General features: G+C 58.0%; 14 protein-coding genes and 1 tRNA gene. 11 read left to right on the forward strand and 4 right to left on the reverse strand.

Annotation, left to right across the window (positions count from 1 at the left end; all coding sequences use genetic code 11):
- The first annotated feature begins 3 nt into the window (after nucleotides 1-3).
- The 3 genes from SHIM_RS13615 (at nucleotide 4) to SHIM_RS13625 (ending at nucleotide 3,995) form a co-directional block, all read left to right on the forward strand.
- On the forward strand, nucleotides 4-1,203 hold the full coding sequence (locus tag SHIM_RS13615; RefSeq protein ID WP_054003230.1) for a PAS domain-containing protein: 1,200 nt from the start codon (nucleotides 4-6) through the stop codon (nucleotides 1,201-1,203).
- A gap of 113 nt (nucleotides 1,204-1,316) precedes the next feature.
- Nucleotides 1,317-3,332 (forward strand): methyl-accepting chemotaxis protein, encoded by a 2,016-nt coding sequence (locus SHIM_RS13620; RefSeq protein ID WP_054003231.1) that lies wholly within the window; start codon nucleotides 1,317-1,319, stop codon nucleotides 3,330-3,332.
- 93 nt (nucleotides 3,333-3,425) lie between these two features.
- Nucleotides 3,426-3,995, forward strand: a complete 570-nt coding sequence (locus tag SHIM_RS13625) for a chemotaxis protein CheD (protein ID WP_054003232.1) — start codon at nucleotides 3,426-3,428, stop codon at nucleotides 3,993-3,995.
- 459 nt (nucleotides 3,996-4,454) lie between these two features.
- On the opposite strand, the gene SHIM_RS13635 is transcribed toward SHIM_RS13625, so the two are convergent.
- Together SHIM_RS13635 and SHIM_RS13640 are read right to left on the reverse strand one after the other, a co-directional pair.
- A tRNA-Leu gene (locus SHIM_RS13635) sits at nucleotides 4,455-4,541 on the reverse strand.
- Nucleotides 4,542-4,610: 69 nt separating this feature from the next.
- On the reverse strand, nucleotides 4,611-5,108 hold the full coding sequence (locus SHIM_RS13640) for a DUF2306 domain-containing protein (RefSeq protein ID WP_054003234.1): 498 nt from the start codon (nucleotides 5,106-5,108) through the stop codon (nucleotides 4,611-4,613).
- Between the two features lie 95 nt (nucleotides 5,109-5,203).
- Here SHIM_RS13640 and SHIM_RS13645 point away from each other — a divergent pair, with 95 nt between their 5' ends.
- From SHIM_RS13645 to SHIM_RS13655, 3 genes are all read left to right on the forward strand, one after another.
- Entirely contained in the window at nucleotides 5,204-5,989 is a 786-nt protein-coding gene (locus SHIM_RS13645; protein WP_193749928.1) for a LytTR family DNA-binding domain-containing protein, read from the forward strand.
- 4 nt (nucleotides 5,990-5,993) lie between these two features.
- Entirely contained in the window at nucleotides 5,994-6,641 is a 648-nt protein-coding gene (lipB, locus tag SHIM_RS13650) for a lipoyl(octanoyl) transferase LipB (protein ID WP_054003236.1), read from the forward strand.
- A gap of 255 nt (nucleotides 6,642-6,896) precedes the next feature.
- The gene (locus SHIM_RS13655) at nucleotides 6,897-7,358 is read left to right on the forward strand and encodes a c-type cytochrome (protein ID WP_054003237.1); all 462 of its coding nucleotides are present in this window, start codon (nucleotides 6,897-6,899) and stop codon (nucleotides 7,356-7,358) included.
- Between the two features lie 123 nt (nucleotides 7,359-7,481).
- On the opposite strand, the gene SHIM_RS13660 is transcribed toward SHIM_RS13655, so the two are convergent.
- On the reverse strand, nucleotides 7,482-8,339 hold the full coding sequence (locus tag SHIM_RS13660) for an isocitrate lyase/PEP mutase family protein (RefSeq protein WP_054003238.1): 858 nt from the start codon (nucleotides 8,337-8,339) through the stop codon (nucleotides 7,482-7,484).
- A 229-nt stretch (nucleotides 8,340-8,568) separates the two neighbouring features.
- On the opposite strand from SHIM_RS13660, the gene ctaD reads away from it, so the two are divergent.
- From ctaD to SHIM_RS13685, 5 genes are all read left to right on the forward strand, one after another.
- The gene (gene ctaD, locus SHIM_RS13665) at nucleotides 8,569-10,248 is read left to right on the forward strand and encodes a cytochrome c oxidase subunit I (RefSeq protein WP_054003239.1); all 1,680 of its coding nucleotides are present in this window, start codon (nucleotides 8,569-8,571) and stop codon (nucleotides 10,246-10,248) included.
- A 120-nt stretch (nucleotides 10,249-10,368) separates the two neighbouring features.
- Complete coding sequence (locus SHIM_RS20195; protein WP_152926553.1) at nucleotides 10,369-10,608, forward strand: hypothetical protein; 240 nt, start codon at nucleotides 10,369-10,371, stop codon at nucleotides 10,606-10,608.
- Nucleotides 10,605-11,228, forward strand: a complete 624-nt coding sequence (locus SHIM_RS13675) for a class I SAM-dependent methyltransferase (protein ID WP_054003241.1) — start codon at nucleotides 10,605-10,607, stop codon at nucleotides 11,226-11,228. Before SHIM_RS20195 ends, SHIM_RS13675 begins: the two co-directional genes overlap by 4 nt.
- 94 nt (nucleotides 11,229-11,322) lie before the next feature.
- On the forward strand, nucleotides 11,323-11,811 hold the full coding sequence (locus SHIM_RS13680) for a DUF2244 domain-containing protein (RefSeq protein ID WP_054003242.1): 489 nt from the start codon (nucleotides 11,323-11,325) through the stop codon (nucleotides 11,809-11,811).
- Between the two features lie 113 nt (nucleotides 11,812-11,924).
- The gene (locus SHIM_RS13685) at nucleotides 11,925-12,236 is read left to right on the forward strand and encodes an EthD family reductase (protein ID WP_054003243.1); all 312 of its coding nucleotides are present in this window, start codon (nucleotides 11,925-11,927) and stop codon (nucleotides 12,234-12,236) included.
- Nucleotides 12,237-12,298: 62 nt separating this feature from the next.
- Here SHIM_RS13685 and SHIM_RS13690 read toward each other — a convergent pair whose 3' ends face one another.
- Nucleotides 12,299-13,117: a DUF2189 domain-containing protein gene (locus SHIM_RS13690; RefSeq protein WP_054003244.1), complete on the reverse strand. Its 819-nt coding sequence runs from the start codon at nucleotides 13,115-13,117 to the stop codon at nucleotides 12,299-12,301.
- Nucleotides 13,118-13,153: the final 36 nt, after the last annotated feature.

Consider the following 13,153-nt stretch of genomic DNA (forward strand, 5'->3'; position numbering starts at 1 on the left):
GACATGAACGCGATCTCGAAAATCACTCCTGCCCGTGGATCCGAAGAACGGTCTGTTCCGCGCGAGGCGGTCCTGACCTCTGCCACCGATCCGCGCGGCGTTATCACCTTTGCCGGGACTGACTTCTGCAACATTGCAGAATATTCTGCGGATCAGTTGCTCAACGCGCCCCACAAAATCGTGCGCCATGGCGACATGCCCAAAGGCGTGTTCTACCTCATGTGGGAGACACTCAAAGCTGGCAAACCTATCTGCGCCTATGTCAAAAATCGCACCGCGAACGACAATTACTATTGGGTATTGGCCGTCGTCTCCTTGACCGAAAACGGGTACATGTCGGCCCGCATCCATCCCGAAACTGAATACTTTGATCTCGCAAAAGGTCTGTACGAAGAGATGTTGGTGATGGAAGCCGACAGAAAGTCACCCGAAGACAGCGCCAATTGGCTTCTGGAGCAACTGCAAGAAAATGGCTTTTCCAACATCGAGGCCTTCAGCGAAGTTGTGCTGAATGCCGAGTTTAAAAACCGCAACATCGTCTCGCCCAAAAACGAAGCGTTCTTCGCGCTGATGGATGAAATCCTCGGGTTGGCCACCGACATGCGCCAATTGGCCAAGAACATCGAGACTGGCTTCAAGCGGGTGCGCGGCGAACCTGTCAATTTGCGCATTCTGGCAGGCCGGCTGGAAGGCGCAGGGGCTGCACTCGGCACCATATCGCAAAACTATGACGCGATGGCGCAGGAAATGTACGAGCTTTTGGGCCGCCTTTATGGCGATGAGACCGGCGCTCTGGCTGATATGGACAAAGCGGTGTCTCATGGCCGCACAGCACAGCAGTTTTCCCAGCTCTTGAGCGAAGCCTTCGAGCGGGAAAACGAGACCCAGACCGGCGGCGGACAGCTCGACTTGCTGGTCGATCATCACGCCCGCCTTGAATCCATCTGCCAGCAGCGTATCCGTGAAATCGCATTGGCTGGAAAATCGATCCCCGACATTTGCCGCAGCCTGCGCCGCCGCATCAACGGGCTCGACGTCGTCAAATTGCTTTGCAAAGTGGAAAGCGGTCGTATGCGCGAAGTCGACAGTGGTCTGGACGGTATCATCGAACGGCTGCAGGCATTCCATGACGACACCGACACAAGCCTCGCGGAACTCTCTGCAAAGGCCTCTCAAATCCAACAAAAAATGAGCGCCTTCTAGCTGGAAAAAGCACCAACCGCTTAACCCAACGCTCATGAGCTTTGCCACTTATGTACCGCCAGTGTCTTTGACACCGCAGCATGTGTGATCTTTGACATCGAAAGGGAAACGTAATGTCCGTCTCCAACACCCCTCGCGTCCGGCCCGCCACTTTCGGGATTCAGACAAAACTTGCCTTTCTGGTTGGCGCTATTGTCGTTTTCGCCGTCGCTGTTGGCTTCCTCGGTCAATACAAGCAGCGCGTCTCATCCCTCAAATCCACGCAGGAAGAGATCGCTGAACTGATGTCCGGCGCGGTCGCCGGGCAAATCTCTGATCTCGTCACTGCTGGTGACAGCGCTGCGCTGCAAGCCGTTCTCAAAGTAGGCCTTCCGCGCTATCCCGACATCCATGCGGTGTCCATTTATGGCGCATCCAAAGAAGAGCTCGTCACGGTTTTTGCGGACGACGCGGCGGTTTCCACCCTCACCCCACTTCTGAAGACTTTCCAGTCCAAGCTTACCGAGAACAGTGCCAGCACGTTGGAACGAACCTCAGACTACGCCCTGCACGGTACAGCGCTCACGGGTCTGGCTGGCGCAAAGACAGCCGGAACCATCGTGTTCGCATGGGATATGGCGCCGATTTTTGCCAAAGCCCTGCGCGAGCAATTGATGGCAGCAGTTGCAAGCTTTATCGCCGGTAGTCTGGCCATGGCCTTGTTGATTTGGCTTGTGGGGCGCTTGGCCATCAAGCCGATGCTGGCAATAAGCGAAGCCATGGACAAAGTCGCCAATCATGACTTTGACACTGAAATTCCCAATCAGGACCGCGGCGACGAAGTCGGTGCTATGGCGCAGCGTCTCGCTGTGTTCCGTGACCGCTTGGCCGAAGAAGAACATCTGCGCAGCGCCCGCGAAAAGGTTGATGCCCAACAGCATGAAATCTACCGCGCACTCGCTGCTGGTCTATCCGATTTGGCCGATGGTCGTGTCGACCGCACGGTTGACACTGGCCAATTCGACGGCGGAGATCAGGACCAGATCGCCATCCTCAATGACTTCAATCAGGTCGTGACCAATCTGCGCAATATCCTGACCACGGCCACGTCAACTGCGGAGAACGTACGCAACAGTTCGCAAGAAATCGCCGAGGTTGTTATCGACCAATCCAAGCGATCGGAGGCCCAGGCCGTCACTCTCGAAGAATCCGCAGCGGCCATCGAAACCCTGTCTACCTCGGTCGAAAACACGGCCGAGCGTGCAGCGGACGCCAACAAGCGTATCCTGGAAAACCGCGAACAGGCCCAGGCCGGCGGCAACGTTGTCGACCAAACAGTCGACGCTATGAAGAATATCGAAGCCTCTTCCGAGCAAATCCGAGCCATCATCGGCGTGATTGATGACATCGCCTTCCAGACCAACCTTCTGGCTCTCAATGCCGGTGTCGAGGCCGCACGTGCCGGCGAAGCAGGTCGTGGCTTTGCGGTTGTGGCTTCCGAGGTCCGCGCTCTCGCACAACGAGCCTCCTCTAGCGCCAATGAAATCAAGGAATTGATCACCCGCTCCGGTGAACAGGTGACCAACGGCAGCCGTCTTGTTCACGAAGCAGGCAGCGCACTGCATGACATCATCGATGGCATTAACCACGCCTCCGAACTGGTGTCGCAGATTGCCACAGGCTCCCGCGATCAGGCCAACAACCTTATCGAGATCAAGGAGAACGTGACCGAGCTCGACCGCGTCACACAGCGCAATGCCGCAATGATCGAGGAATCCTCGGCCGCCAGCCGGACTCTCAGCGAAGAAGCCGGCCGTTTGACCCAAACTTTGGCCTCCTTCACGCTCAACGGCATCGAAAGCGAAGCAGCGATCCAGAGTTGGGACGAAGACCTCGCCGCAGACTCCCCAGCTGAGGCTGTGGACTCCCATGACACTTGGGGAGCTGCTGACACCGTCGCCACAGACTTCTCCCCCGTTGATGAACCTCAAGCATCGGAACAAGAGCCCGCGATCGGCGAAGTCGACCTCTTCGAAGAACCGCCGGAAGAAGAAATCCAGACCAAGCCAGCGCAGCCAACGCTCGAATTTGCCTCGCGCAACTCTCGCAGCCAAGTCGCCTACGACACCGACAGCTGGTCGGACTTTTGATCATGGCCGAAGCCCGCCACCCATCTTCCTTTTCTGCGGCACAGACAAACGCCCGTGCCGCACACCCAACTCCGCTGAAACGAGTGTGACCCAATGAGCCAGAACAACTCCCAAGCCCTCAAAGGGTTTCGCACGCAAGCTTTGCTGCAAGGGGATGTGCAAGTCTCAAAGGATCAGGACCTTGTTCTCACCACAATGCTGGGCAGCTGTGTCGCCGCCTGCATGTGGGATGAGGTTGCCGGCATCGGCGGTATGAACCACTTCCTTCTGCCCGGAAACGATCCCAATTCGCGCGGTGCGGTGCAAGAAGGTGTGCACGCAATGGAACTGTTGGTGAACGGCCTAATCCAATCCGGTGCCAGCCGTGACCGAATTCAGGTCAAACTGCTCGGCGGCTCCAAAATGTTCAACAGCCGCATCGACATCGGCGCCAAGAATGCCGAGTTCGCAATGTGGTTTGTCCACAACGAAGGCTTTAATCTGGTGGATTGCTGTCTTGGCGGGCAACGCGGCCGAAACATTCGCTTCTGGCCTGCAGGCGGCAGAATCCAACGCCGTTTCATGAACGAAACCAGCGCTGTCATGGATGAAACCAGCCGCGCCTCCGACCGCCGCCGCGCAGTTCGGCTCGAAGAAAACTCCGGCGACGTTCAACTGTTCTAGCATCCACGTTCAGGACTTTCGATTCGGGCTGCCTTTGGGCGGCCCTTTTCTTTTGTGCATTGGCATCAACAAACGCCGCGTTTGTCACGCAAGATCGGGATCACTGAAGCCTGGCTGGGTTCGCGAACCCAGCCGGACAGCCGACCGACTGCGTCGGCGCGGCCAAGATCAACTCCTCCACGTTGGCGTCGCCGATTGTGCCCCGTAACGTAATTTTGAGTTCTTTGCCCCAGATCCGCTTTGCAGGCGATTTGTACACGTTTCCCTGCACCGCCGCCAAACGCCACATCAGTCGCTGCTCTTATTTCTGAAGAGGTGATTTCCGCGCCAAAGAAAACAGCGCCATACTTGATCCATAAGAAAACCAACCCGACGAAATGCCTGAACAATGGCCGCGCAACAAAAAAACGCCCTGCCTGCCGGCGGACGTTTCAAAATCCATCACTGTTCAGAAAGATTTGGTGCGGTCGAGAAGACTCGAACTTCCACGGGTGTTACCCCACAGCGACCTCAACGCTGCGCGTCTACCAATTCCGCCACGACCGCACTTGCCCTGGTGGGTGAGGGGCTAATACCCACCCTTTGCAGGGAAGTGAAGCGAAAAATTCATCGATTTCACATTTTGTTGGCGGGTTCGCGCCGCCGTCTCCACGCCATCAGAAACAGCGCGATCACCAAGGCCGCAATCACACCCGTCGCGACGCTCATCTCGACCTGCGCAAACAGCACTTTGTGCATAATCCGGCCCGGCAAAAGCGTCAGCGCGCCCGCGATTCCCAGCGCCCAAAACGCCATTCCGCGCATCGCCGCTGCGTGCCCCTGAAAATCCCCTGCCCAAGCGGCGCGCAGGCCGCTCCTCAGTCCCAGAAAAGTCAAAACCGACAAGAGGTGGATGGGTGAAAACGGCCCCATCACCTCAAAACCTGTGATCCAAAAAGAAGACCCCGCGGTCACGCCCATCGCCAACACCCAACCATAGCCCAGCCTCTTATGCCACGCCCCGCGCTGGCGCCGAATGATTTGAACCGGCGCCAAACAAGTTGCGAGCACGGCGGCAGCCACATGCACATGCGTGGCGAAAGACGCCTCAATCAATGGAGTTAACGTTGCCATTCAGACCTATCCTTGCGTAAACAAATGTCACGACATCTGATGGCAACCTCCCCCGCTCCGGCCCAGCGCCATTGCGTGAACCGAAGGAAAATCGCGTGACCGACACGCCTCTGCACTTGGCGAAGCGCGAATTGCAGCGCCTGCTGACCAGCCCCAAAGTCTGGATTGGCGTCTTGGCCGTGGGCCTGATTGCGGGCTTGTCCGGTCCATTCGGAACCATCGACCACCTGTCGCCCCTGCCGCGCCTGATCTATTGGATCCTTCTCTCGGCTTCGGCTTTCTTTATCGGCTCTGGCGTCGGGACCTTCGCGCACTGCGCTCTGCGTCCGCGCCTTCCGGACCTTGTGGCGACGCTTGTGGCCGGTTTGTGCGTGGGTATCGTGCTGACGGCGATCCTTGCGGCCATCAATCGTGAGATCTTTGGCATTTCGCCTCTGGATCCAGAACATCTGCTCGGCACGTTTGCCAATGTCGGCGTGATCTCTCTGATCGTCACTCTCGCCTTTGTCGCTTTTGACCGCCTGGACGAAACCCCTGACGACACACCGCAAACGCCCCGCCCTGCCGATGCCCTTCTACGCCGCCTTCCGCCGGAAAAACGCGGCCCGCTTCTGTCGCTCAGCGCGACAGATCATTATGTTGAGGTCACAACCCCCAACGGCAGCGATCTGGTCCTCATGCGCCTGAGCGACGCCATCGAACTGGCGACCGGCGTAGACGGCCTGCAAGTGCACCGATCTCACTGGGTGGCACGCGCCGCTGTTGCGGGACCGCGCCGCGAAAACGGTCGCTTAATGCTGCGTCTAACTGACGGACGTGACATTCCCGTCAGCCGCACTTATGTCTCAGCGGTCAAAGATGCAGGACTAATACCGGAGTAACCCCATGGTGGAATGGATCATCACCGACGGTCTGACCGACTACGACACCGCCGTGACCTTCATGGAGGCCCGCGCAGCAGCCATTCACTGCGGTGAGGCAGACGAATGCATTTGGCTGGTGGAACACCCACCGCTCTACACCGCGGGCACCTCTGCCCGCATCGAAGACCTCAAAGATCCCGACCGTTTCCCTGTCTACACTTCCAAACGCGGTGGCCAGTATACCTATCACGGTCCGGGTCAACGCGTGGCGTATGTCATGCTGGATCTCAACAAGCGCGGCAAAGATGTGCGTTGTTTTGTGCAGATGCTTGAAAAATGGGTGATCGCAACGTTGGCTGAATTCAATCTGCGGGGTGAAATCCGCGATGGCCGAGTTGGTGTATGGGTCGAACGCGACGACAAACCGTTGACCGCCACCGGTCAAAAAGCCGAAGACAAAATCGCCGCCATCGGTATCCGTCTGCGCAAATGGATCAGCTTCCACGGCATCTCGATCAACGTCGAGCCAGACCTCAGCCATTTTGACGGCATTGTACCCTGCGGCATCACCGACTACGGGGTGACATCTCTGGTGGATATGGGTCTGCCGGTGACGATGGATGATCTCGACAGTGCGCTGCAAAAAACTTTTGCCGAACGGTTTTCCTGAGACTCTGGTTTCCTCCCAACCTGCGGTCACCTCCGCCAACCTCAGAGGCCCACGAAGGCGGCCCAAACAGGGGCGCAACGATCAAAGTGCGCTTTTTCTGGCGTTCGGTTTTTTGTGTTACACTCCGAAAATCCTTACCGAGGGCGGACAGATTGTCGCCTTCGCTTTTTTTCGCGTTCATTCGGACGTTTGCCTGTTAAACTGTACGCCACAGGACCGCGACGAACCATTTTTCCAGCTTAAAAGGTCAGAGACATGAAATCCGTATTTGCAATCGCTGCTGCAACACTCGCCCTCTCCGCCCCGGCATTTGCCGAAGGCGATGCTGAGGCCGGCAAAAAAGGCTTCAACAAATGCAAAGCCTGCCACACCATCGCTGATACCGAAGGCAACGTGCTCTTAAAGGGCGGTAAAACCGGCCCCAACCTTTATGGCGTGGTTGGCCGCGTCGCTGGTTCCGAAGACTTCAAATACGGCCCCGGCCTGATGGATGCCAACGCGGCCGGGTTCGTCTGGACCGCCGAAGAGTTGGTAGCCTACTCCGCTGATCCAAAAAAATGGCTGTCCGGCCAAGGCTTCGCAGCCAAATCCAAGATGAGCTACAAGCTCAAAAAAGGCGGCGAAGATGTCGTGGCCTTCCTGATTTCGGTTGGTCCGGAAATGCCTGCCGAGGATGCTGCGGCTGAGGACACAACCGAAAGCACCACCTCCGACTAACTAAGTTAGCATTTCGACCGCACCCAAGATACCGCGCCCATCGCAGATACCCTGCGGTGGGCTTCATTCTTTTCGGTGAAGCGCACAGCGCGCTACTTTGGATAGAACAGACCGCTTACGCAGTCACAGGTCCCGTTTGTCTAAGGCATCCCCACGCATCATACCCATCAGCTCCGCACCCGGCATCGCCTCTGCGGCATACCCAAACGACCCCTGCCCTAAAATTTCGGCCGCGGCGCGCTGCAGCGCACCATAAGCAGCCCGCGCCATCGACCCGCCCACGCTGATCCGCGCCACGCCCGCCTCTTGTAGCTCAGTCACCGAATACAATGGCGCCCGCAGCCCCATCACAACGTTCACCGGCTTATCAACTTCGGCACAAACCGTCCTGATCGCATCCAGATCGGGCAACGCCGGTGCATAAAGAACATCCGCACCCGCCTCACCGTAAGCCTGCAATCGCGCAATCGTGTCTCTCAGGTCAGGCCGCCCGACAAGATAGTTCTCCGACCGCGCCGTCAAAACAAACCCAACCTCCTGCGCCGCCTCTACCGCCGCCGCGACGCGGTCCGCCGCTTCTGCAATCTCGTAAACGCCGCCGTCCGGCCCGCCAGTCACATCCTCGATTGAGCCCCCCGCCAAACCGACGCCAGCCGCCAGCCGCACGGTTTCCGCGCAAACCTCAGGCGCAGGCCCGAAGCCATCCTCAAGGTCTGCCGAGACCGGCACATCAACTGCCGCCACAATCGCCGCCGCGTTTTCAAGAATCATTGCCCGCGACACAGCCGCCACCCCGTCGCGATATCCTGCACTCACCGCGCATCCCGCGCTGGTTGTGGCCAACGCCGCGAATCCCATCTGCTCCAGTATCCGCGCCGACCCTGCATCCCATGGGTTGGGCATCACAAAACCCGCGCCCATTTTATGCATTTCTTGGAATCGGGCCGATCCGGCCCTTTGCATTTCGCCATTCTCACCCATTTTGTCCTCCGTAACATGCCCTTGCCGCCATCAAATCAGAACAAATAAAGAACACAAGCCCCCTGCGACACCTTGTAAATTGACCGAACTCCGGTGGGGTGCGACACTTTTTTTTGATCTGCGTCAAATACGGAGATTGCGACTGCGCTCCGTAGTCCCTAAAAACAGCCCGGAATGGGTGTCGGCAAGAATCCGCGCGCCCCAGAAATGTATCAACAGGAGGCGAGGCATGGCAGACGCAGCCATTCAAGGCCACGAACATCATGACGAGCGCAGCTTCTTCACTCGCTGGTTCATGTCCACCAACCACAAAGACATCGGCCTGCTATATCTGGTCGTGTCCGCGCTGGCCGGTTTCATCGCGGTATTCTTCACCGTTCTGATGCGCATGGAGCTCATGGAGCCCGGCGTTCAGTATATGTGTCTGGAAGGCGCACGCTTCCTGAGCCTCGGCGCAGGCGACGGGCCCTGTACTCCAAACGGCCACCTCTGGAACGTTCTGATCACCTACCACGGTGTGTTGATGATGTTCTTCGTGGTGATCCCCGCGCTCTTCGGCGGCTTTGGCAACTACTTCATGCCACTGCAAATCGGTGCGCCGGATATGGCCTTCCCTCGCATGAACAACCTGTCGTTCTGGCTTTATGTGGCTGGTACATCGCTGGGTGTGGCTTCGATGCTTGCACCAGGTGGCAACGGTCAGTTGGGCTCCGGCGTCGGCTGGGTGCTTTATCCGCCGCTGTCCACATCCGAAGGCGGCATGTCCATGGACCTCGCCATCTTCGCGGTGCACGTTTCTGGTGCCTCGTCGATTTTGGGCGCGATCAACATGATCACCACCTTCCTGAACATGCGCGCACCGGGCATGACGCTCTTCAAAGTGCCGCTGTTCTCTTGGTCGATCTTCGTGACCGCATGGCTAATCCTGCTGGCTCTGCCGGTGCTGGCTGGCGCCATCACCATGTTGCTGACCGACCGTAACTTCGGCACAACCTTCTTTGATCCTGCCGGTGGCGGTGATCCGATCCTCTATCAGCACATCCTGTGGTTCTTTGGTCACCCCGAAGTTTACATCGTGATCCTGCCGGGCTTTGGTATCATCTCGCACGTGATCGCGACCTTCTCGCGCAAGCCGGTCTTTGGCTACCTGCCAATGGTTTGGGCGATCATCGCGATTGGTGCTCTGGGCTTCGTCGTGTGGGCGCACCACATGTACACCGTAGGCATGTCGCTGACACAGCAGTCCTACTTTATGCTTGCCACGATGGTCATTGCGGTCCCGACAGGGGTCAAGATCTTCAGCTGGATCGCCACCATGTGGGGCGGCTCGATTGAGTTCAAAACCCCAATGCTCTGGGCGTTTGGCTTCCTGTTCCTGTTCACCGCAGGCGGTGTAACCGGCATCGTGCTGTCACAAGCCGCTGTGGACCGCTACTACCACGACACCTACTACGTGGTTGCGCACTTCCACTACGTGATGAGCTTGGGCGCTGTCTTTGCCATCTTCGCCGGGATCTACTTCTACTTCGGCAAGATGACGGGTCGTATGTATCCTGAGTGGGCCGGCAAGCTGCACTTCTGGACCTTCTTCATCGGTGCAAACCTGACCTTCTTCCCACAGCACTTCTTGGGTCGTCAGGGCATGCCACGGCGCTACATCGATTATCCGGAAGCTTTCGCTTACTGGAACAAGATCAGCTCCTACGGCGCATTCCTGTCGTTCGCGTCTTTTGTGTTCTTCTTCGGCATCGTGATCTACTCACTGCTGCGCGGCGCGAAAGTGACCGAGAACAACTACTGGAACGAATACGCTGACACTCTGGAGTGGACACTTCCTTGCCCGCCCCCGGAGCACACCTTTGAAATCCTGCCAAAGCAGGAAGACTGGGACAAAGGCCACTCGCACTAAAGAGCGGTCTCATACCAAAATCAAAGAGGCCCCGGCGCACCACTGCCCCGGGGCCTCTTTCTTTCCCACCCTTGCGAACGCGAAAGATGACCAGCGCGCCTAAAAGTACCTTTCAAAGATATGACGGGCTTTGTGCCGCTCCGCGATGTCGAGCGCCCGCTCTATAATCACCGCCTCGGTCAGGCCTGCCTGGATGCAACCGGGCACATTGTGAAAAACATCCGCGTAAATCTGTGCCTTTTTCAGATTCTCGTTCGCCCTTATCTCAATCAAGCACAAACTCATGGCTTTCAAAACGCGATCATAATTTTTGGTCATCACTTTTTTCTCCCACGCTTTCAGCGCATTCTTTTCCCATGACCAACCTTACCGTAATCAAGTCCCAAACCAACGCCACCTACGACCGCGTTGCCACCCAATGGGATACAAGCCGCAACAAGGACCTGCACGAGCGCCCATGGATCGACCGCCTTCTGGCCGGCCTGCCCACCCCAGCCCGCGTGCTGGACCTCGGCTGCGGCTCAGCCCGCCCGATCGGTCAATATATCGCAAACCTTAGGCACCTCCTGACCGGCGTTGATGCCAGCCCGGCGATGATCGCACTGGCCCGCACTCATGTCCCTGAGGCAACATTCCTCGAGATGGATCTCACCAATCTCACGCTCACAGGCACCTTCGACGCCGTGCTCAGCTGGGACGGCACTTTCCACCTTTCCGTCGCAGAACAACGCGCCCTGCTGCCGCGCCTCGCCGCGCTCACTGCCCCCGGCGGCAATCTGCTGCTGACCATCGGCCACAGCGAAGGCGAGGTCACCGGCACCGTCGCTGGCGAAACCGTCTATCACGCCTCGCTGCACCCCGACGAATACATATTCACACTGACCCGTCTCGGCTTTGAAACCGTCACTCACGCTGCCGATGATCCCACCACCTACGGCCACCACATCCTGCTCGCCACAAACAGGACCGCTGCTCAATGACACCCACCCCCTCTTCCTTTTGCCACAAATATCCCGGGGTGAATTGCCCGCAGGGCAAGAGGGGCTGGCCCCTCCCCTTCGAAAGATCCGCCTAATGCCGCACCGCTGGACAGACACGCCCGCGCCCGACAAACCGGTCCTGATCCTGTGGCCGCACCGCTCGCTGCCCCGTCGCGGCTTTGCAGCGATGATCCTCTTCGCCTTCACGATGGGCACCATCCCGCTTTACGGGCTTCTGGGCACCGTCTTCTTCTGGACCATCCTGCCCTTCATCCTTGCGATGATCGCCGCACTCTGGTGGGGGCTGGAGCGCTCTTACAAAGACGGGGATGTCGTCGAAGAGCTACGCCTGAAAAATGACACCCTGCACCTCGTACACAGCCCGTCCAAGGGCAAAACTCAAACCTGGGAGTGCAACGTCTATTGGGCACAAGCGGACATGCACGTCACCGGCGGGCCGGTGCCTCACTACGTGACGCTTTCGGGAAACGGCCGCACTGTGGAAATCGGCGCCTTCCTGTCAGAAGACGAGCGCAAGATCCTTTTCACCGAACTCTGCGATTTCCTAAAGCGCCGCCAATAAGGCCCTCACCTTCCGAAGCCCCCTGCCGCCGCGTCGCTGCCGACGATTTTCCCCGCAATCATGCGCCGCACCGTTACACTGTCCCTAAGGACCGGTCATTCACGGAGGACACCATGCCCGTTTCAATGCAAGTACTCTACCCCGTTGCCGAAGGCACCACTTTTGATCACGACTACTATGCGACAACCCATATGGCCCTTGTGGCCGAACACATGGGCCCGCACATCACCTCTGCTCAGGCCAGCAAAGGCCTCGGCGGCGGCGGCCCCGACGTGCCCGCGCCCTACCATGTCATCGCGACGATCGTTTTTCCGGATCAACCCTCAATGGATGCGGCCATGGCAGCTTCCGGCCCGGTGATGGCGGACGTGCCAAACTTCACGAACATCCGCCCCACAGTGATGATCGGCGAAGTGCTCGGCTGATCAAAACGGGGACGGGATGCCCGTCCCCACGCCAAACTAAAATCCGCCCACACAAGGGCAGGCTACTTTGTATCTGCCGGCACAATCCGCTGATAAAGATGCCATGTGGTGTGACCCAGTACTGGCAGCGTTACGACCAGCCCCAAAAACGCCGGCACGAGCGAAAGCAAAATGGTCACCGACACGATCGCTGCCCAACACAGCATGACCAGCGGATTTTCCATAACCGCACGCACCGATGTGATCATGGCGGACACAAAATCGATCTGTCGATCAAGCAGCATCGGCATCGCAATAACCGTCACCGAAAACAGCGCCGCCGACAAGAAGGCCCCTGCGCAGGTGCCAACGGCAAGGAAAGTCCAACCTTCCGGCGTGAAAAAGACGGCTGTCACAAACCCGTCAAAGCCCGAGAACGACACATCTTTGAGGATGATCGCCAGCCACAACCGTATCTGATAAATCCACACCCAGAAAATGAACAAAGTGACAAAAGCCATCCAGCCCATCTCACGTTTGCGCTGATTGGCCATCACGGTGAGGATATCCGCCCAGCCGAAGGACTCGCCCGCTTGCATGCGGCGCGACATCTCATACAGCCCCGCCGCCGCAAATGGCGCCACCAGTGGAAAGCCGATGATGGCTGGAATGATCATCCATATTTGCCCAAGCCACAGCAGGCTCCAGACAAAAAGCAATCCGAACACCGCATAGAACAGGCCAAAAAAGCCGCTCATGATCGGGCGCGCCAGAAAATCAGCCACGCCAGCCCTAAGGGCAAAGACAATATCGCTGGCGCTTACCTGTCCAACCTGCGGCAATGCCGGTGGCGCAGGTGTCTCTGCTGCGGCGGTCTCGGAGTTCTCGGGTTTGGATGTCATGGGCGCACCTCCTTGCAGGTCGCGCCGTCGGTTGCG

The sequence above is a fragment of the Shimia sp. SK013 genome (genome assembly GCF_001292625.1).
Classification (GTDB): domain Bacteria; phylum Pseudomonadota; class Alphaproteobacteria; order Rhodobacterales; family Rhodobacteraceae; genus Shimia.